The sequence below is a fragment of the Enterocloster sp. 210928-DFI.2.20 genome (genome assembly GCF_020554465.1).
Taxonomy (GTDB): Bacteria; Bacillota; Clostridia; order Lachnospirales; family Lachnospiraceae; genus Enterocloster; species Enterocloster bolteae.
Map to the genome: position 1 here is coordinate 254483 of NZ_JAJCHK010000002.1, position 20333 is coordinate 274815.

General features: G+C 46.5%; 22 protein-coding genes. 21 read left to right on the forward strand and 1 reads right to left on the reverse strand.

Features of this window, described 5'->3' with window-relative positions:
* The first annotated feature begins 638 nt into the window (after positions 1-638).
* The 11 genes from LI015_RS03905 to LI015_RS03960 all read left to right on the forward strand — a co-directional run bounded on the left by LI015_RS03905 (position 639) and on the right by LI015_RS03960 (position 7919).
* Positions 639-1337 (forward strand): class I SAM-dependent methyltransferase, encoded by a 699-nt coding sequence (locus tag LI015_RS03905; RefSeq protein ID WP_227124186.1) that lies wholly within the window; start codon positions 639-641, stop codon positions 1335-1337.
* A complete protein-coding gene (locus tag LI015_RS03910; RefSeq protein ID WP_227124187.1) occupies positions 1334-2032 on the forward strand; it encodes a hypothetical protein in 699 nt (232 codons plus the stop codon). The genes LI015_RS03905 and LI015_RS03910 overlap by 4 nt, the downstream gene beginning before the upstream one ends.
* Positions 2033-2061: 29 nt before the next feature.
* Positions 2062-2514, forward strand: coding sequence for a deoxycytidylate deaminase (locus tag LI015_RS03915; RefSeq protein ID WP_227124188.1), 453 nt, complete (start codon positions 2062-2064; stop codon positions 2512-2514).
* A gap of 1 nt (position 2515) precedes the next feature.
* The gene (locus tag LI015_RS03920; protein WP_227124189.1) at positions 2516-2896 is read left to right on the forward strand and encodes a hypothetical protein; all 381 of its coding nucleotides are present in this window, start codon (positions 2516-2518) and stop codon (positions 2894-2896) included.
* 55 nt (positions 2897-2951) lie between these two features.
* Positions 2952-3050 (forward strand): putative holin-like toxin, encoded by a 99-nt coding sequence (locus LI015_RS28175; protein WP_227160484.1) that lies wholly within the window; start codon positions 2952-2954, stop codon positions 3048-3050.
* A 247-nt stretch (positions 3051-3297) separates the two neighbouring features.
* Positions 3298-3639 (forward strand): arsenate reductase family protein, encoded by a 342-nt coding sequence (locus LI015_RS03930; protein WP_118019601.1) that lies wholly within the window; start codon positions 3298-3300, stop codon positions 3637-3639.
* Positions 3640-3750: 111 nt separating this feature from the next.
* Positions 3751-3915 carry a pentapeptide repeat-containing protein gene (locus tag LI015_RS28975; RefSeq protein WP_369293736.1) on the forward strand — a complete coding sequence of 55 codons (165 nt, stop codon included), beginning with the start codon at positions 3751-3753 and terminating at the stop codon, positions 3913-3915.
* A 23-nt stretch (positions 3916-3938) separates the two neighbouring features.
* Positions 3939-4679 (forward strand): LytR/AlgR family response regulator transcription factor, encoded by a 741-nt coding sequence (locus LI015_RS03945; protein ID WP_227124190.1) that lies wholly within the window; start codon positions 3939-3941, stop codon positions 4677-4679.
* The gene (locus LI015_RS03950) at positions 4645-5955 is read left to right on the forward strand and encodes a sensor histidine kinase (RefSeq protein ID WP_117625396.1); all 1311 of its coding nucleotides are present in this window, start codon (positions 4645-4647) and stop codon (positions 5953-5955) included. The genes LI015_RS03945 and LI015_RS03950 overlap by 35 nt, the downstream gene beginning before the upstream one ends.
* Positions 5956-6114: 159 nt before the next feature.
* Positions 6115-6867: a hypothetical protein gene (locus LI015_RS03955; RefSeq protein ID WP_227124191.1), complete on the forward strand. Its 753-nt coding sequence runs from the start codon at positions 6115-6117 to the stop codon at positions 6865-6867.
* A gap of 20 nt (positions 6868-6887) precedes the next feature.
* A complete protein-coding gene (locus LI015_RS03960) occupies positions 6888-7919 on the forward strand; it encodes a DUF6709 family protein (protein WP_002572027.1) in 1032 nt (343 codons plus the stop codon).
* Between the two features lie 163 nt (positions 7920-8082).
* Here the strand turns inward: LI015_RS03960 and LI015_RS03965 are convergent, their stop codons facing one another.
* Entirely contained in the window at positions 8083-8577 is a 495-nt protein-coding gene (locus LI015_RS03965; RefSeq protein WP_117625395.1) for a GNAT family N-acetyltransferase, read from the reverse strand.
* Positions 8578-9027: 450 nt separating this feature from the next.
* Between LI015_RS03965 and LI015_RS03970 the strand changes: the two genes are divergently transcribed.
* The 10 genes from LI015_RS03970 to LI015_RS04015 all read left to right on the forward strand — a co-directional run bounded on the left by LI015_RS03970 (position 9028) and on the right by LI015_RS04015 (position 20007).
* Positions 9028-9966, forward strand: a complete 939-nt coding sequence (locus LI015_RS03970) for a GntR family transcriptional regulator (protein ID WP_002568522.1) — start codon at positions 9028-9030, stop codon at positions 9964-9966.
* An 89-nt stretch (positions 9967-10055) separates the two neighbouring features.
* The gene (locus tag LI015_RS03975; RefSeq protein WP_002568521.1) at positions 10056-11039 is read left to right on the forward strand and encodes an ABC transporter ATP-binding protein; all 984 of its coding nucleotides are present in this window, start codon (positions 10056-10058) and stop codon (positions 11037-11039) included.
* Positions 11040-11173: 134 nt separating this feature from the next.
* Positions 11174-12133, forward strand: coding sequence for an ABC transporter ATP-binding protein (locus LI015_RS03980; protein ID WP_117625394.1), 960 nt, complete (start codon positions 11174-11176; stop codon positions 12131-12133).
* An 18-nt stretch (positions 12134-12151) separates the two neighbouring features.
* Positions 12152-13711, forward strand: coding sequence for an ABC transporter substrate-binding protein (locus LI015_RS03985; protein WP_227124192.1), 1560 nt, complete (start codon positions 12152-12154; stop codon positions 13709-13711).
* Between the two features lie 58 nt (positions 13712-13769).
* Positions 13770-14738, forward strand: coding sequence for an ABC transporter permease (locus LI015_RS03990; protein ID WP_002568518.1), 969 nt, complete (start codon positions 13770-13772; stop codon positions 14736-14738).
* Positions 14713-15609, forward strand: coding sequence for an ABC transporter permease (locus LI015_RS03995; RefSeq protein WP_002568517.1), 897 nt, complete (start codon positions 14713-14715; stop codon positions 15607-15609). The genes LI015_RS03990 and LI015_RS03995 overlap by 26 nt, the downstream gene beginning before the upstream one ends.
* A gap of 169 nt (positions 15610-15778) precedes the next feature.
* Positions 15779-16960, forward strand: coding sequence for a MalY/PatB family protein (locus tag LI015_RS04000; protein WP_054353946.1), 1182 nt, complete (start codon positions 15779-15781; stop codon positions 16958-16960).
* Positions 16961-17022: 62 nt separating this feature from the next.
* Positions 17023-18255, forward strand: a complete 1233-nt coding sequence (locus LI015_RS04005) for a M24 family metallopeptidase (RefSeq protein ID WP_002568515.1) — start codon at positions 17023-17025, stop codon at positions 18253-18255.
* Positions 18256-18377: 122 nt separating this feature from the next.
* Positions 18378-19295, forward strand: coding sequence for a magnesium transporter CorA family protein (locus tag LI015_RS04010; RefSeq protein WP_227124193.1), 918 nt, complete (start codon positions 18378-18380; stop codon positions 19293-19295).
* Between the two features lie 43 nt (positions 19296-19338).
* Complete coding sequence (locus tag LI015_RS04015) at positions 19339-20007, forward strand: XRE family transcriptional regulator (protein ID WP_227124194.1); 669 nt, start codon at positions 19339-19341, stop codon at positions 20005-20007.
* Positions 20008-20333 lie beyond the last annotated feature (326 nt).

Sequence of the window (20333 nt, forward strand, 5' to 3'; positions counted from 1 at the left end):
ATACGGGCTCCCGCCGCCAGTTCTTCAGCACAGTATTACCGGAACAGCAGCAGATTTTCTGCGCATGGCAGGAAAAAGTCCCCTAAACCAGACGGGAAGCAGACGGATGAAATACATCCCGTTGTTTCTATACTCCTTGTGATGGAACATTGAGGTAAGCTACTATAAGCAGAAAACATTCTGGTCTTTATGCGATTATATGGTACGCAGCCGAAAGGGGATTGAGATGTTGGCCAATCTGTTCAATATCAGTTATTTATCAATGAAACTGCTGCCATACAAGGATGAGATGTTTTCCAAATATCGTACGGAAAGCGTACAGGAATTTTGTTTTGTATTCTGAGAGCAGATCAGGCGGCAGGTATTTTATGCGCTTTCTTGAAGAATATCGAAACCTGTATAAAATCCAATGCCATTGTAAACGTGTTGAAACAGTTGATTCAGCAACAGGAAATCCACTTATAAAGTTGTAAAGCAATGTTAGATAAATAAATGGGAGTGCGGGTTATATAGAGCATGGAGAAACAGAATAGTATTAAATGCATATTTATTGATAGAAAAACACGTAGTAGTACACAAATTTATGTTAAAATAATATATTATGTGGGTAACTGTATTTAGTTAAATGAGAGGGTAAAATGAATAAATTTTATAATAATAATGCAAATATTTGGGATAATGTTTGGAAAACAGACGTATATTCAAAGCCAGATTTAAGAAAGGAAAAGGCAGCAATCAAAGTCGAAAAATTATTAAAGCATATTACGATTGATAATTCGACAATGGTTTTAGATTTGGGATGTGGTGGAGGATATATAGCACGAGAATTGTATAATAAAACAAGAGCACAAATATATGGTATTGATAGTTCCAATGAGGCCATACAACTTTCTGTAGATAAATCAAAGGAAATACCTATTAGATACCAAAAGGCTGATATTACAGAGCTTCCTTTTTCAGATGATTTTGCAGATGTTATTTTATGTATTGGTGTTATAGAACATGTTAAAGAATATGAATGTTGTTTGAAGGAAATAAAGCGGGTTTTAAAAAGTAATGGATTAGTTTATGTTGTATCATCCAATAGAGATAGTTTTATTTATGAACAAAAAATTGTAAGGGAGAGATTGGGATTTTGGAATTATGGTTACCAGAAAAATTGGACAAAAGATGAATTAGAAAATGTGTTTTCTATTGAGGGGTTTTTAACACAATATATTGAAATTGATAAAGGAATAGGCAATTTTAGATTTATTGATAAAATGGATAAACTGTTTTCGACTCCGACAAAAAAGAGAGGACGTTACATATATTATATAGGGAGAATTTACAAATGACAATAGAAAATTTGGTTTGTGGGATAATAGGGTCTATAGTGGCTGCAATAATTATCACAATAGCATCTAAAGTGTATTTGGGGGTATCTGGTTTTCGAGGGTTAAAAAACACTGTTCGTCTTATAAGGGATAGCTATAAAGGTGGTATTGTAAATATTTTTCCCAATCGAAAATCTTATATCCAACATAAAGACCATGGCACAGAAACGCAGTATATATCTAAATGCAAAAGTAAATTAATGTACATAGGTTATTGGCTTGCACATGGTACAGAAATGGGGGATGTGATAAGAACACTACAAACGTTGATTTTAGAAAAAAAAGATGTGGAAGTGGTTTTACTGAATCCGGATAATAGTTGTTTGATTAAAGAAATGGCAAATTTTTTGAAAATTGACAGCATAGAGATTCAGCAGAGAATAAAAAATAGCTTAACAAAATTATGTAAGATTAAGAATAGTTTACCTGATGATTTAAGGATGCATTTTATAATAAAGGTACATGATATTCCATTAAATGCATCTGCGTTTTTAATTGATTATGATAGTAAGAAGGAAATGCGGATATTAGTAGATTATAAGATATATAATCAAGAACGTGAAAAGAGTTATGGTATAGAGTATATGAGAGGTAGTATAACACAAAGTTTATGGGACTCCTATCAGGAAATATCCAGAAATGCAAAAGTATATTGAAAATAGTGTGTCTATTTGAAAGGAAGCAGATGGAAAGTGTTAATAGCGATAATCTGTATTATATGAAACAAGCTTTTAAGGAGGCAGAAAAGTCGAAGTGTCCTAGAACAAAGGTCGGCTGTATACTGATAAAGGATAGTAATATTCTAGCTGTTGCTCATAATAGTGAAGTGCTAGATTTGGATAGATGTTCTAAAAATGGTTGTATAAGAATTGCTAATGGTGTACCAAGCGGTTTAAATGTGGAAATATGTAGGGGAATCCACGCTGAACAAAAATTGATTATTACTTGTTCGCTATGTGGGATAAATCCATCAGGTGGAACTGTTTATATTACGCATTCTCCGTGTTATATATGTGCAAAGATGCTTTTAGAGGCAGGCATAGTAGAATTATATTATTCTATCGACTATTCGGACATAGGTTTTAAATGCTTGTTTGATGAAAACGGATTGAAGTATAATAAATTGGAGGGGATATAAATTGATAAACGAAGCATATGGTCTGGTTAAAATTTTTCAGTCACAGGCAAAACAGCCTGTGAGCAATAAACCGACATTTTTGTCTCAGGATAGAGTTTCCATAAGATATACATGGATGAAAGAAGAACTAGAAGAATTTTTTGAGGCGCAGAATATATATGAGCAGGTCGATTCAATTATAGATTTGCTATATTATGCTTTAGGAACTTTAGTGGAATTAGGTGTTGAACCGGATGAATTATTTATATTGCTACATGAGTGGAATTTGAAAAAATTAGATAAGATTTGTTTTGATGAAAGTGGGAAAGTACTTAAGCCAGAAGGGTGGGAACATCCAGATAAAGAAATTAAAGAAATTATAGATAGTATGAGTTGTGAGTAGATTGGATGCAGGAATACTTTATTATGCATTTATTGTGAAGTAATCTAAAAAAAAGTTGGTCATAAATTATTGGCAACATTTAAGTCTGCTCTTTTTGGGCGGCTCGTTCCTTATCGCATTACTGACCTACATAGACAGGCATAACAAGAAATAAAAAAATGCCTACCCTGTCAGCCAACAGGATAGGCGCGTCCTCATGTAGGACGTAAATTGACTCGTAGGCTTCCACCTTGTGGGCGGTTGCTCTTTTATATGCTTATTATACATTATATTTTTAGATTTTGCAAGGCTCAGAGAAATTTCATCGGCAGGCCGCGGCTGGCGAGACAATAAACCATACCGCAAATTTCCAGGTACCCGGCCTGGAAGCATTGTTATAGTATGGAATGGAGGACTACCCAATGAATATACAAATCTTCGGAACAAAAAAATGCTTTGACACAAAGAAAGCCGAACGCTACTTCAAAGAGCGGAACATCAAGTACCAATTAATCGACTTAAAAGAAAAGGGCATGAGTAAGGGGGAATACACAAGTGTGAAGCAGGCCGTGGGCGGTCTGGATGTTATGTTGAATGATGATTGCAAAGATAAGCACGCACTGGCATTAATCAAGTACATTGCTGCTGAAGACCGGGATGAGAAAGTCCTGGAAAACCAGAAAGTCCTGAAGTCGCCCATTGTCAGAAATGGTAAGAAGGCTACAATTGGTTATCAGCCCGAAGTATGGAAGACATGGGATTAAACCGGATTAAATTATATGGGTCTAACTCGACTTAACTTATCCTATTGCAACTTACTCAATGCAACTTACCCAATGCAACGTACTCAATACAATTTACCCCAATGCTGCTAAATTTACCCCAACCAAGCTCAACTCAACCAAGCTCAACTCAACCAAGCCCAACTCAACCAAGCTCAACTCAACCAAGCCCAACTCAACCAAACCAAACTCAACCCAAGCCAACTCAACCCAACTAATCCCAACCCAACCACAAGCACCACCTGCCCACAATCATAAGAATAAAAAAGGGGGTCAATCCCATGGAAACACTCCGCGTAGCAGTCTGCGATGATGACAGGGTATACCTGGAGCAGATTAAAGAGGAAATAAAAGAGTATATCGGCAGTATGCCGGGAATCGCAGACATGCAGGTAAGCCTTTTTACCGATGGACGCAGGTTATATGAAGCAGGGCAGCAGCAGCCCTTTGACCTGGTGTTTCTGGATATTGAGATGCCGGAGAGGGATGGGTTCTGGCTGGCAGAGCAGCTGGGCATTAGCTGTCCGGAGACCCGGCTTATATTTGTTTCCAGTCATGAGAGCTGGGTGTTTGATGCCCACGAATATATGCCCCTGTGGTTTGTGAGGAAGGGACTTTTAAAACGGGATATGGGCCGGGCGCTGCAGAAGTATTTTCAGGTGACGGCCCGCAGGAAAATCAGTTATAAAATTCAGGGGGGCTTTGGCGCAGGCGAGGTGCTTCTGCGGGATATCATGTACATAGAGTGTAATGGCCATACACTGACCTACAAAATGTCCGGCGGAGCGGAGTACTCTGTTTACGGGAGCTTAAAGCCTGTGGCGGAGGAACTGAGGGATTATGGTTTTTTACGTATTCACCGGAATTATCTGGTGAATCAGGCGTATATTTCCCAGATAGAAAAACAGGATGCTGTTCTTAAAACCGGGGCAGTTATTCCTATGGGAAGGGACAGAAAAAAAGGCGTAAGGGAGATGATGATGGAGTATGGGAGAAAGCACGGCAGCCGCTTATGTGATTGATGTATTGTCCACCCTCGTGGCAATGGAATATATGGACCATGGTTTTGATAAGAAATATTCCGGTGCTGCCCGAATCATGCTTTTTACAGGCGGATGCCTTGCCTATTATGGAATCATGGTCCTGCTCAACCGTTATATTGTCTTTGAAGGATTCCTGGGAATTAGCTATGGCGTGGTATTGACTGCATATGGCTTGATTGCCCTGAATGGGAAGGCGCAAAAGGTCATTGTTCACAGTCTTTTGTGGATTCTGATAGCCATCAGCAGTTCTTATATGATCTATGGGACATTGGGGATTATTACAGGCAGAAGTCTTAATACACTGATGATCATGGACCGGGACGCGGTGGTATTTCCCATACTGGCAGGATGTGCCCTTAAATTTTCCATGGGCCGGGCAGCTCTGGCACTGTACGGACGGAAAAAGGGACCGGTCCAGGCTGAGGATGGAATGCTGGCAGGAACATTTTTCTGCATGTTTATTCTGATTATGGGAATGTTTCTTATGGAGGAAGGCAGACTGGACCAGAGAGGGAGATATGTTCTGGCTCTTTGTATGTTAATGGGAATTTTTGGGGTGATTGTTTTTATAGGAGGCTTTTACCACAGGCTGGAGCGGTACCGGAGGGAAGAACGCGAGGCGGAATTCAGAAGAGAAACCAAGTGCCAGCAGGAGGAACAGATTCGGGATTTATACAGAATGGGCCGGGAGGTAAACCGCCTGCGCCATGATATGAAGGGGCGCCTTAATGTGTTGTACCGTCTGGTGGCAAAGGAACGGTACGCAGAGGCGGCCGAATATATTGAACGCATGGGAGCAGACCTGGGAAACTATCCTGAACTGCCCCAGGATACAGGCAATGAGGGATTAAATGCAGCCCTGATTAAAGCGGTTCAGGAGTGCAGGGAAAAGGGAATCCGGTTCCGGTATGTGGTTATGGGAAGGCCGGACAGGATTGACAGCATGGACATGGGCACCCTTTTGTATAATCTGCTTTCTAATGGAATCGAAGCCTGCATGGCGGTTGAGACAGAACGTGAACTGGAGCTGGTGGTGAGGGAAGAGGACGGAACAACCGAGATTTTCATGGAAAATACCATATCAGGGTCTGTGCTGAAGAACAATCCCAATCTTGAAAGCAGAAAACAGGATAAGAGGTATCATGGGTTTGGAATGGAGAGCATACGGGGGATTATTGGAAAATATCAAGGACATTACAGTTACAGGGAAGAATCAGGACGGTTCATTCAGGAAATTGATTTGCGAGATGGCTGAATGATACCGTCTTGCTTTTTGTGCCGAAATAGTACGGCTTATGCTGTACCAATTGTTTTTTTACGATTCATACGTATAATAAAACTGGATAGAATGACTGAAACATTTCTGCATTCTATCACGGAAATGCCATTGTTACAAAAGAGGAGGAAACAGTATATGACAGCCCAGAACAAAGAAACATACTTAGAGAGTATGAACGAGGAGTACAAGCAAAAGCATTATCCGGAAGGATCTGTGTTTAAGGCTCATAAAAAGGCCATGAAGGGAGTCAATGCGGGCCTGGGCCTGTTTTTTATGGGAGCCTTTCTGGCGGGCAGCATAGCCGGCCTGGTCTGGTCCATAAACAGAACCCTGGAAATCATCCGGGATAAAGAGGAAAATATGCTGGGAGTGGGAATCGGGATTTCGGTTTTCTTTCTTTTGCTGGTGGCGGTATTCGGAGTAGCTGTTTTTTTTATAACCAAAGATATTAGAAAGACTGTGGATGATTGGATTCGCGTTGCTGCCAAGGCCGGCGGATTAGAGGAACAGGAGATACGGGAATTTGACAAACAGGCCATGGGTTCGGACAGCCTGATCCTGAATCACCTTGGAAAGCTGAAATCCTTTACCACCGGACAGAAGAGGGGAATTCTGACCAGGGATTATATCTGTCTTTACGGCGGCAACATGCCATGCGTATTGAAACTCAGCCGGCTTACACAAGCGTACATCAAGGATAATACATACTATGTGAAAGTCGGAAAAACCAGAAAGCAGGCTCATTACCTGACCATCCATCTGATGACTGAGGATAAAAAAACCGCATGGGCCGAGACATCACGGGAAGCTGCCAGGGCGCTTCAGGAGGAATTGGAGAGCCGGTGTACCGGAATTGACACTGCCGGAGGATCGGTACTGCCGGGATAACAATGAGGGGGATATATGGTATGGGAAGCGATAATACAAACAGGAGAACGGTGGAAACAGAATTCAAAAAGGCCATGGTGCGCGTCAATGTGCCTGTAGGTCTGTTGGTAACTGCCTTTGGGATTGGCCTGATGGTACTGGTAGGCAGCTATCTGATAAAGTATTTTCGGGGTGCAGTTCCGCTCCGTGAAGTATACGGGACAGAACAGGCCGGGGATGAATATGTAAGCTTTGATATAAACTATGTGCTGGATGCCTTCATGGAAAGCTACCGTACCCGCAGCGGGGTGCGCACCAAGAGCAGTATATATTATCTGGTGCTGGATGAGGAGGCGGGAGCTGTTCCTGTGCGTATTTCCGGTAAAATGGAGGCGGAAATGGACCGGATTATGGACGAAACCTGGGATTATTTAAAGGGTGTGCGTTCCGATCCGCCTCAGGGGTTGCATGTGGAAGGCACCCTGAAGAAACTGAAGGGTGATGGCAAAAAATACTATGACAGGGCGGTCCGGAGTTTTGACCTGGAGACGGAAACGGAGAGTTATTATTTTTGGGCAGGCATGCTGGATAACCAGACACCCTCCAGTGCCATGGGCACCACCGGCCTCGGGGCCGTTATCGCGCTCCTTGGGCTATTTATCCTGTCCTCCATGCTGAAAAAACATCATGTCGCAGCAGTACGGACGTTTCTGGACAGCCATAAAACCATAAACAGGGAAAGGCTGGATGAAGATTTCCGGAATGCCCGGAAGATAAGCGGCACATTCTGGATTGGTGAGGATCTAACATATGGAATCGTGGGTAAGCCAGTGATTCTGGTGAACCAGGAACTTAAAAAGGTTCGGTTCCAGGTAAAGAAGGTTGGGCGCGGCACCAGTACGGAGCTGGTGTGCGTGATGGCGGATGGAAAGGAATACGAATTTACGATGAACCGGAAAGACGCGGACGAGGCCATAGCTCTTTATCACGCAAAATTTCCAACCCTTAAAATGGCTTCCAGCCTCAAGGGAAAGCTTATAGTGCCAGAGGATGGGGATACAGAAAGCAATTAAAGTCAATGAAATAAAATAGAAAAGCAGGGTATAAAAATCCTGCATAAGAAGTAAATTATGAGAACAAACACCGGTAGGTACGGACTTGGAGCCGTTATTTCCCGGTGTTTGTTTGTATTTTGCCTGTTCTGCCAAAACCGCAGGCACAGGCTTATGGGCCGGTTTATCTGCCGGTCCGCATCATCTCAAGTTCAACAATATTCCCAAATCCGGTATCCTGCGTAAATGTATTACCGGTAAGCATAAAACCCATATGCTCATAAAAACCAATTGCGGGGTTATTGCCCCGGAGGACATATAATACGGCTTCTTTATGGGGCATCATACTCAGGGATTTTTCCATAAGAGCTCTGCCTATGCCGTGGCCTTGATACTTTTTTAGTACATAAAGGGCATTTATTTCAGACATGCCTGTTTTTCGTGTATATTCCCTTGCATCCGGTGAATACCATATGAAGCCCGCCACTGTTTCGTCCACAAGTGCCACATAGGTGTCCTGAGGATGCTTCAGCGTGGACTCATAACAAGACTCAAGTTTTCTGTTATCAAGAAATTCATCCGGCATTAATCCCCTGTATGTTTCAAACCAGGCGGCATACTGGACATATGCTTTGCCATAATAATGTTTTTCTGTCATTTCCGTAATTGTATAAACCATTTATCCACCTGCTGTGTATTGATATATGAAGAAGCTGCTGCGGCAGCCTGTTGCTGCTTAGCGGCATTATTATATCGCATAATGATGAATCTGTCCATTAAGGGCAAGAGAACCCATATGTCTTTAGATACCCTTCTGTATATATATGCTCACTGGTTGGAGCTGTCTTAAGAAGATAGGAGCAGGATATATGAAAAAATTCTGTTAAAGCCTTTATTTCAAAATTATAATTGCAGTACCATATTAATACCAATCAAACAAAACTACAAAATCTAATAGATATAGAATGTGCACAAAAATTGATTAATATATTTTAAAATATGTACATATTTACAAAACATACAAAGTGTGTTATATTGACACTATGATAGAAACAATGGTAACAATAGAAACAAACAATAAAACATTATAAATGTTGCCCAACAGAAGGAAAGGACAATTGGAATATCTATGATTCATTACGCCGAAGTGTGGAAAATCAATAAGGACTCTAAAATCCCATACACGGACCAGCTGGTCAGGAATATCAGATGGAGCATTTTTACCGGAGAGGTGCGGTGGACAGAAAAGCTTCCTCCCATCCGCGTACTGGCGGATGAGCTGGGAATCAGCATTAATACGGTGCGCAATGCATACAAGCGGCTGGAGCAGCAGGAGCTGGTGGTTACCAGGCCCCATATTGGGACCATTGTGCAGACAGAATCCATGGACAAAAAAAAGCTGGAGGAGGAACTGGTCACATCCATTAAAAACGCCATTTATTATCAGCTTTCTGTGGACGAGGTACGGAGCATTGTGGACAAGGTCCTGAAGGAGATTGAAGAGAGCAAGAAGAAAAGCGTTATTTTTGTGTATGAGGAAAAGAATATAGGCCACCGGTTCGCCATGCAGATTGCCAGAGAAGCGGATGTACAGGTTGAGGAGGTCCATCTGGACCAGCTGCGGGATTATCTGGAGGAACACCGGGACCAGATTGAGCACCTGGACGCAATCATCACCACATATTTCCAGTATGCCCAGGTGAGGAGCATAGCCAGAAGCTACCAGCCTATTATTTACGGTATGACAGTGGAGGTTGCCCCGGATGTGATGGAGGCGCTGCAATCCCTGGAGTCAGGCTCCGTGGCAGCGGTTATCTGCAAAAAGGAAGAGTCGGCGGACGGCTTTGTGAACCTGGTTCACAGGATGTGTCCTGAGCTGGATGTGGAAGTTTACTACGAGGATAAGAGGAGCGGGTGGAAGAAGATTGCCCAAAAGGCATCGGTCATCTGTGTAAGCCCTCAGCTGGCGGAGAAGGTACGGCAGTGTGACTGGAAGATTCCGGTGTATGAGATGTGGGACAGAATCAATGAGCAGTCCATGAACATGCTTAAGGATTATCTTCATTAAATCATATCAGGAATGTAGATGATAACAGAAATGAAGACAATAACAGAAATGAAAGCTTTAAGAAGATAAAAACGGAATGGAGCTGGAATATGGAAGAGAAGCTGTTGGAAATTAAGGATCTGAGCGTGGAGTATACGACGGACGAGGACATTGTAAAGGCAGTCAATCACGTATCCCTCACCCTGAACAAGGGGGAGACCATTGGTCTGGTGGGAGAGACCGGCGCCGGTAAGACCACCCTTGCCCTTTCCCTCATGCGCCTTCTGCCAAAGGTATCGGGGAGGATTACCGGCGGAGAAATCATGTTTAACGGGGAGGATTTGGTAAAAGCAGCCGAGGAGGACATGCGGAAGGTCAGGGGAGAAAAGATATCCATGATTTTTCAGGACCCCATGACCAGCTTGAATCCGGTCCTTACAGTGGGGAACCAGATTGGTGAGGCCCTGGAGCTTCACATGGACCTGACGCCTGAGGAAAAGCAGGAGCGGATTGAGGAAATGCTTAAGCTGGTGGGGATTGCGGAGAGCCGTAAAAAGGATTACCCCCATCAGTTTTCCGGGGGTATGAAGCAGCGTGTGGTCATAGCAATGGCCCTGGCCTGCAAGCCTGAGCTTTTGCTGGCCGATGAGCCTACCACGGCCCTGGATGTAACCATTCAGGCGCAGATTCTGGATATGATGCAGGAGCTGAAGGAGAAAATCAACACGTCCATCATCCTGATTACCCATGACCTGGGGATTGTGGCTGAGATATGCGACAAGGTGGCAATCATGTACGCCGGAGAAATCATTGAGTACGGCACGGCGGAAGATATATATGAAGGAAAGAACAGACATCCTTATACAGAAGGACTGTTTGGCTCCATACCGGATTTGGAGGTGGAAAGCAGGAGGCTCAATCCTATTGACGGACTGATGCCGGACCCCACGGATTTACCCCCTGGGTGCAAGTTCCATCCCCGCTGTCCTAAATGTATGGATATATGTAAGAATGCCCAGCCGCCGGAATGTGTGGAGGGAACCCATATGATTCGGTGCCACCTGTACCAGGATGGACCGGAAGGTGTCTCATAACCCGCTCCTGCAGTCTGTACTGAGGAATCCGCCTGGCTCTGCCCGGGACCTCTGGGGACAAAGCAGGCTACGGCGCAAATATAATAACCGCTATATTTTTAAGGCACCAAGACAAGGTATAAGGAGAAATTGGCATGTCTGATAAAAAAATATTACTTGAGACGAAATCTTTAAAAAAGTATTTCCATACTCCTGCCGGTGAACTCCATGCAGTGGACGATGTGAACATGCAGATCATGCAGGGACAGACCCTGGGAGTGGTAGGGGAATCCGGGTGCGGCAAGTCCACGCTGGGCAGAACCATACTGAGGCTGTCAGAGCCTAATGCAGGGCAGATTTTCTTTGACGGCAAGGACATCTTAAAATGCGGAAGGAAGGATATGCAGAATCTGCGCACGGATATGCAGATTATTTTCCAGGACCCGTATGCGTCCCTGAATCCGCGTATGACAGTCAGCGAAACCATAGGGCAGCCTATGATGGTGAACAAGATCTGCCGGAAGAAATCTGAGGTGGAAAAGCGGGTGGCTGAACTGATGGACACGGTGGGCCTGGCCTCCCGTCTGTACAATGCGTATCCACACGAACTGGACGGCGGACGCCGCCAGCGCATTGGGATTGCCAGGGCCCTGTCCTTAAATCCAAAGTTCATTGTCTGCGATGAGCCGGTATCGGCTCTGGATGTTTCCATCCAGGCACAGATACTGAACCTGTTAATGGATTTGCAGGAGCAGAGAGGCCTTACATATATGTTCATCACCCATAACCTGTCTGTGGTAAAGCACATTTCCAATGAAATCATGGTCATGTATCTGGGCCAGTGCATTGAAAAGGCTTCCAGCAGGGAACTATTTAAGAATCCGCTCCATCCTTATACCCAGGCGCTTTTGGATTCCATACCGGTACCCAGGCTTCAGGGAAGGAACAGGAAAAGACAGAGCATAAAGGGAGAAATCGTGAGTCCCATTGACCCGGCTCCGGGCTGCCGTTTTGCGCCGAGATGTCCAAGGGCAACGGAAAAATGTATGGGCCATGATATTCCTTTGAAAAATGTTTCAGAGAACCACCAAGTTGCATGTGTATTATTTAACTAAATTAAGGGAGGTAAACAGATGAAGAAGAAATTAATCAGCATGCTTTTAGTGTGCGCAATGGCAGCCGGTGCCCTGGCTGGGTGCGGAGAAAGTTCAGGGGGCAGCTCAGGGGGAGGCGCTGGTGCAGGAACCGAGAAGGCGGCGGATGCAGGAAACCCGGAAGGAGGAAAGGATACCATCAAGATTGCTGTCTATTCCGACTTTGCGGGCTTTGACCCATATAACAGCGGCATGGACCTGGATAAGGTGGTGTACAGCAATATATTCGACTGTCTGCTGCGCTATTATGACGGCAAATATGAAAATGTATTGTGCAAGGATTACAGCATCAGCGAGGACGGCACAGAGTATACCTTCAGCCTGAAGGAAGGCGTTAAGTTCCACAATGGGGAGACCCTGACTGCGGGCGACGTGGTATTTTCCATGATGCGCGCCAAGGAATCCAGTGAGATGTCTAATTTCACAAAGAATATCGTCAAGGCGGAAGCCGTGGATGACCTGACGGTAAAAATCGTTCTGGACCAGCCATATGTACCGTTCCTGACAGCAGTGGCCTCCACGGTATGTATCATGAATGAGAAGGCGGTAAATGAGGCCGGCGACAACATCAGGCAGATGCCAGTCGGTACAGGACCATATAAATTTAAACAGTGGGATTCCGGCTCCCAGGTTGTCCTGGAACGCTTTGATGATTACCATGATGCCCTGCCTCAGATCAGAGAGGCCAACTATGTGGTGCTGACTAATCCGGAGACAGCGCTTACAGCTCTTCAGACAGGTGAGATTGACATGACGTACACCATCCCGCCAATCGCGGTGCAGGAGCTTAAGGACAGCCAGGATCTGGTGCTGGATTTGAATCCTACCATGGGTAGCGGATACATAGTCATGAACCTGGAAGCGCCCTTCTTAAGCGACCCGAATTTCCGTATGGCCCTGGCTTATGCCACCAACCGGGAACATATTGTGGAAGTGGGTATGGACGGCGTTGCCAAGGTATCCAGCCTGTTATGGGATGAGAGGACCGCTGGGTATTCCGGCAAGTACACAACACCTGAGTTTAATCTGGATAAGGCGAAAGAGTATCTGGCAAAGACTGACTATAATGGAGAGGAAATCCCCTTCGTGGTCGGCTATGAGAACTATAAGAAAATTGGCGTTGTCTACCAGGAAGAGTTAAAACAGATTGGTGTGAATATTTCCGTGGAACAGCTGGAGGCCAATACATGGGTTTCCGATATGAAGTCCGGTAATTTTGCCATGTCCACCATCGTACAGACTATGGACCCTGATGTGGATTTCTGGAGTACGGTGTTCATGTCCAGCGCTATCGGCGGATATAATTTCTCCAGGCTTAATGATGCGGATGTTGACAAGGCTTTTCAGGACGGTTCCGTATGTCAGGACCCGGAACAGAGAAAGGACATTTACTCTGTTATAGAGAAGAAGCTGTATGAAGATACAATCATAATCCCCATTTATGACCGTGTGGTTACATGCGCATACAATAAGGGAGTCACGGTAGACAGATCCTATGATTCCGGTTTCTCAACCCTTCGGGATATGCACTGGGATTAAGGCCGGCACGTTTTAAGCCGGATGTCTGAACTACCGATATCTGAAAGGAAGCATATCTATGATTAAATATGTTTTGAAAAGGTTGCTGCTGATGATTCCGGTATTGCTGGGCGTGTCGTTCATCGTATATGGTATCATGTCATTTACACCGGGTGACCCTGCCTCTGCCATCCTGGGAACATCGGCAACAAAAGAACAGATTGATAAGCTGAATGAAGAATTGGGGATGAACGACCCGTTTGTGGTGAGGTATGTGCACTATCTGGAGGATGCCCTTCACGGGGACTTCGGAACCTCCTACAGAACCCGTCAGCCTGTATTTGATGAAATCTTTTCCCGTTTTGGCGTGACATTCCGCATAGGTGTGCTTTCTATCTGCCTGGCAGTGATGATAGGTGTTCCCATCGGCGTCATATCGGCGGTGCGGCAATATTCGGGCCTGGATTTTGTCAGTACCATATTGGCCATGTTTTTTGCCGCAGTGCCCCAGTTCTGGCTGGCAATGATGTTTGTTATGCTGTTTTCGCTGAAGCTGGGCCTTCTGCCATCCACCTTTACAGGAGTGGTCACCATGAAGCATTTTATCATGCCTGTGGTGACCCTGGCCATGGCCACGGCAGCCAGCATACTCAGGCTGACCCGTTCCAACATGCTGGAGACCATCCGCCAGGACTATGTAAGGACAGGACGGGCAAAGGGAGCGTCTGAACATACTGTTATTTACAAGCATGCACTGAGAAATGCGCTGCTGCCGGTTATCACGGTCATTGGAAATGAATTCGGCTACCTGTTGGGAGGCACCGTACTGGTGGAATCCATTTTCGGAATACCGGGACTGGGCTCCCTGACCATCACGTCCATCCGCTCCAAGGACATTCCCCAGACAACTGCCTGTATCCTGTTTCTGGCAGCCCTCAATGTGGTGATTATACTGATTGTGGACATTTTATACGCATACATTGACCCAAGAATCAAAGCCAAATATGTAGGAGGTGTTAGACGTGCCAAACGACAACCTGCAACCTGATACAGTTAAGAAAGACAGGAAGAAACAGAGCCGTGCGGCTGAGATATGGAAACGCTTCCGAAGGAGCAAGCTGGCTATGGTTGGCTTTGTCATTATCGTAACCGTGGTCCTTCTGGCGGCCTTTGCATCGGTTATCTGCGACTATGAGGCGGATGCCATTACCCAGAATTATGATGCCAGATTTCTGGGGCCCTCCCTGCACCATTTGTTTGGAACAGACGATTATGGCCGCGACATTTTTGCCCGTGTGCTCTTCGGGGCCAGGGTGTCCCTGACCGTGGGTATTGTATCCACGGCAGTGGCCTGTCTGATTGCCTGTCTGCTGGGGTCCATCGTGGCTTATTACGGGGGCAAGGTGGATACGGTGCTGATGCGCATACTGGACGTATTTATGGGGATTCCAACACTGCTTCTGGCTATTGCCATAGCGGCGTCCCTGGGAGCCGGTATACGCAACCTGATTCTGGCGCTCATTATTTCCCAGGTACCCGGCTTTACCAGGGTGGTCCGGTCCGCGGTATTTAATATTGTGGACATGGAGTACATAGAGGCTGCCAAGGCTTACGGCTGTTCCCCTGTATTCATCATAGTAAGACACATATTACCCAATGCAGTGGGAACAATTATAGTGCAGGCCACCATGGCTGTGGCGGCGCAGATTCTGAATACGGCAGCCCTCAGCTATCTTGGCCTGGGCCAGCAGCCGCCGGCTCCGGAGCTGGGCTCCATGCTTTCCGACGCAAAGGAGTATATGCGCTACTCTGTATGGGGCGTACTGTTTCCGGGGCTGACCATTGCAACCATTGCCTTATCCCTGAATCTGGTGGGGGACGGCCTGAGGGATGCCCTGGACCCAAGACTGAAAAATTAGTACTGTGTTTAATGAATTTGCGCAATACAGCACCGGAGCCTGCAGGAACAGGCTCTGATGAAAGGGGAGAATTCCCTCCTTGCAGCCGGCCGGTATGGGCGGCCCGGGAGGGGGCTCCCTACGGTTATTTTAGCGGAGTATTTTCCCCGCAAAAAGGAGGATAAACGATTTGAAATATAATTTTGATGAACCCGTGGACCGCAGCCGTAATTTTTCTGCAAAGTATGATGAATGCGCCAGAAAATTCGGCAGGGAGGGCCTGATTCCCATGTGGATTGCAGATATGGATTTGAAAACTGCCCAACCCATCATGGACGCCATGGAGGAGAGAAACAAACAGGGGATATTTGGCTACACCACGCGGCCTGCTTCCTACTATGAAGCTGTGTGCCGGTGGCAGAAGGACCGCAACGGTTATGACTTTGACAAAAGCCTGGCGGCATTTGCCCTGGGCGTCATTCCGGCTATCTGCACCATTGTGCGCGAGTTTACGGAGCCGGGCCAGGAGGTGATGTATTTTACTCCGGTCTACTCTGAATTCCATGATTCCGTTGTCAACAGCGGCAGGACTCCGCTGACTGTTTCACTTAAGGAGCAGGACGGGTATTATGAAATTGATTATGAGGCTTTTGAGGAAGCCGCAAAGCGCAGGCCCGGCCTTTTAATCATGTGCAATCCGCACAACCCGGTGGGGCGCTCCTGGACAAGGGAGGAGCTGGAAAAGGTAGGGGACATATGCGTCCGATACCAGATACCCATTATTTCCGATGAGATTCATTCCGACCTGATGCTGTATGGACATCGCCATACTGTTATGGCAGGTGTTTCCGGAGAAATTGCTGATATTACCATCACCTGCACCTCGGCTACCAAGACATTTAACCTGGCAGGACTTCAGGCAGCTACCCTGTTCTTCCCAAATCATGAGATGAAGGATAGATATGAGAAATTCTGGTTCGGCATGGATGTACACCGCAATAATTGTTTTAGTCTGGTGGCTGTGGAAACCGCATTCCGGGAAGGCGGGGAATGGCTGGAGCAGCTTCTGGATTACCTGGAGGGGAATATTGACTATACATGGGATTACCTGAAGAAAAATATACCGGAAATTCATTTTCTTAAGCCGGAGAGCACGTATCTGCTGTGGCTGGACTGCCGGGAGCTGGGGCTTTCAGGGGATGAGCTTCAGACATTCATGGTGCAGGAGGCAGGACTGGCCTTAAACGACGGACGGGGATTCGGACCGGAGGGCGGCGGCTACATGCGCATGAACATTGCGTGTCCGAGGGCGACCATTGAAAGGGCATTGGGACAGTTAAAGGCAGCCGTGGACAGGAAGATGGGACGGTAAATTTGCCGGACCATGAACTGGCAGATGTGCGGGGCAGCACATGCAGTTAGGAGCGCAGAAAAATGAAATATGAGAAGGTAGTCATAAAACCAAAGGAGCGCCGGATTAAGTCAATGCTCCGGGAAAGGGGCCTGGATGGTGCTATCGTGTCATCGCCGGAAAATTTCCACTATGTGACAGGGTTTGCAGGACACCAGCACACGGTTTCAAGACAGCCTGGTTTTGCTCTGGCAGTCATGTCCTCGGATGACAAGACTGCCACCCAGCTTACCACCATGGACTATGAGGAACTCACGTTTGAAAAGCGGGTGAGGGAACAGAAGGAAAGACTGGGAGAGGAGGCTTCGGAGTTTGTGGTTCGTCCCTATGATACCTGGGTGGGAGTAAAGACCTGGGACGAAATCACAGGGGCTGCCAAAACAGTCGATAAACAATCCATGGAATCCTCCTTTGACATGCTGAAGAAAATGGTACGGGACATGGACCTGGCCCATAAGAAGCTGGGAGTGGAGCTTGCGTATCTGAATGTACCCTATTTCCGGCAGCTTCAGGAGACGTTTCCGGAAGCCGAATTTGTGGATATATCGTCCATGTTTGTACTGGCCAGAAGCGTGAAAGCGGAGGATGAGATACAGATGTTCCGCACCCTGTGCCGGATTGCGGATGAAGGCTTTTACCAGGTGAGCCGGATGGTGCGGCCGGGGGTGAGAGAAAGAGAGATGGCGGACTGTTTCAGACAGTCAGTCATTGCAACGGGTTTCTGTGTACCCAGCTCATGGTCTATGTTTTCCACAGGCCCTTCGGGAGCCAGGCTCACGCTCCCGGAGGACGGAATCATAGAGAGCACCCATGTGGTCAAATATGATGCCGGGGTCAATGCGGAGTTTGATTTTTATACCACGGATACTTCCCGGGCATGGGTTATGAAGGATGCCGCCCCGGAGCTGTTCCGGCTGAAGGACCGCCTGTATGAGGGACAGAGAAGGATGATTGCAGCCGCAAGGCCGGGGCTTCCTGTCTGTGAATTGTTCCGGACTGCCTATGAATATGTAAAAGAGCAGTATCCCTGTTACAGAAGAGGCCACTGCGGCCACAGCATCAGCCTGGGTCCTGCCACGGCAGAGGAGCCGTATATCAATGCTTCCGCAGAACGGCTTTTGGAACCAGGCATGGTCCTGGCTATGGAGGTGCCCTGTTATATACGGGGAGTCAATGGATTTAATATTGAGGATATGGTGCTGATAACGGAGGACGGCAGTGAGGTGCTGACACCAAAGACCCCTCATTATCTGTAGGGAACCAGTCACTTTAAGACTATTTAAAATAAAAGGCCGGGCAGCCAGTCACAGGCGCCCGGCCTTTTGACGTCCTGGCTGTTCCGTGTTACAATGACATAAAAAAGCATGGGGGATACCATATGAAATACCATTGGAATGATCACAGCAAGGATGACCCGGATGCCGGTGTATCCGCCGGGCAGTCCCATCCGGTTGAAATCCTTACCATGGAAGAGTTTCGGACCGCCTGCCCGGATATTTACCGGAGAATATTTTCCGGCAGCGGTCTGAACCATATACGGTTCTGCAAGGCAGATGTGTTTAGAGCAGCGGTGGCAGGCACTTTTGCCATTCCTTCCAAGGAGGACCCGTCAAAGGAAAAGCAGGTATTCGGCTATTGCCTTACCGGGGAAAAGCTGATCTTTATGGATGACAGCGGTTATGTAAGGGGGCTTCTGGATGAGATGCAGGATTACCAGATGACAGATGTAACATCTCCTTCCCTGCAGCTTTTTGATGTGATGGAATATCTGCTGAAGGAGGATGTGATTTTTCTCCAGCAGTACGAGGACAGCCTGACACGTCTGGAGGAAGGACTGCTTAAGAGGGAGTCAGAGGAATTTGACGTGAGAATCCTGGCAGCCAGGAAGGATTTGTCCGCATTGAGCGTTTACTATGAACAGCTCTCCGACATGGGGGAAACCCTGCAGCAGGATGCGGCCGAGAGAGGGAATGAAAGGGACAGCCTGCTGTTTGGCCTGTTTTCCGATAAGGCGGGGCGCCTTTATTCCACGGTGCAGATGATGAAGGAGTATTCCATGCAGCTGCGTGAAATGCACCAGACCCAGGTGGACATACGCCAGAATGAAATCATGAAATTCCTCACCATTGTGACTACTGTATTCATGCCCCTTTCCCTGATCGCGGGATGGTACGGCATGAATTTTATCAATATGCCGGAGCTGGGCTTTCCCTATGGCTACGCAGTGATCTGCATTCTCTGCCTGCTGATTGTGGCAGTGGAAATATGGTTCTTTAAGAGGAAAAAGTGGTTTTAGGACAGGGGATTTTGGAGCGGGGAATAAGCCAGGAGGAAAATGCATGAACCGGATTCACATGGAGCTGGTACAAACCATATATGATTACGGGGAATACTACTGGATGATTGACGGCAGACCCATTGTCAGATATCTGAATGAGGCGGTAAGTGCAGGGGCATGTCCCAGGCTGGAAGTATTCGGCTCCCTGGAAGGACTGCTGCCCGCATGGACAGGTGAGCTGGTATGGAAGGCTGAGAACCGTTTTATCTGGGAGATGGTGGATTCGGCGGAGGACTTGAATGTGCCTGTACTTGTGTGCGAGGATGACTGCGATTTGAGCTGCATTGTCATAATGGCGAAAATCAGGAAGGAACCGGGTACTGTATACTGGGACAGTCTGGGGGTGCTGAATTTGGAAAACCAGGATTTCCGGATGGAGAAGCAGTCTGGTATCCTGTGCCTGGAAGCATATTCGGACCAGGACTGGGAGGAATATGGGGACAACATAGCATGTGAGCAATTTGACAGTCCTGAATACAGGAAATGGGTGTCGGAACATTGGGATGAAGAACTGATTCGCAGGAGGCGAAACTATACGAAGCCCTATATGCAGGGGGAGGAGAATATCACCTGGATATGCTCTCCCTTGTGGCAGTTTGAACGGAAGGAATACGAACGCATGGTGGAGGATTACCGGAAGGTATATGAGGACAGGATGGGAAGGGATTGAGACTTGGAGCAGAACGGTTCTGTTTGGGGGTGGGGGCAAGAATCTGTTAAATTTCCGTATATTAAAAATCCGCTAAGATTCCGTGTATACCGTTGACAACCCGCCGCCCATCCCGTATAATGCTGCATAATACAGAGGTATCTGCATTCACACAATGATTTCAATATAACTTTAACATAACTATGTAAAGACAACTATTTTAGTGATTGGCAAGAGGAGCTTGGAATAAGGATGGACGACGCTGACAGCGACGGAAGCCAGGATTGTGATTATAACAATATAGGATTATGCACCGGCAGATTCAAGGCATAACCTGCATCTTTCAT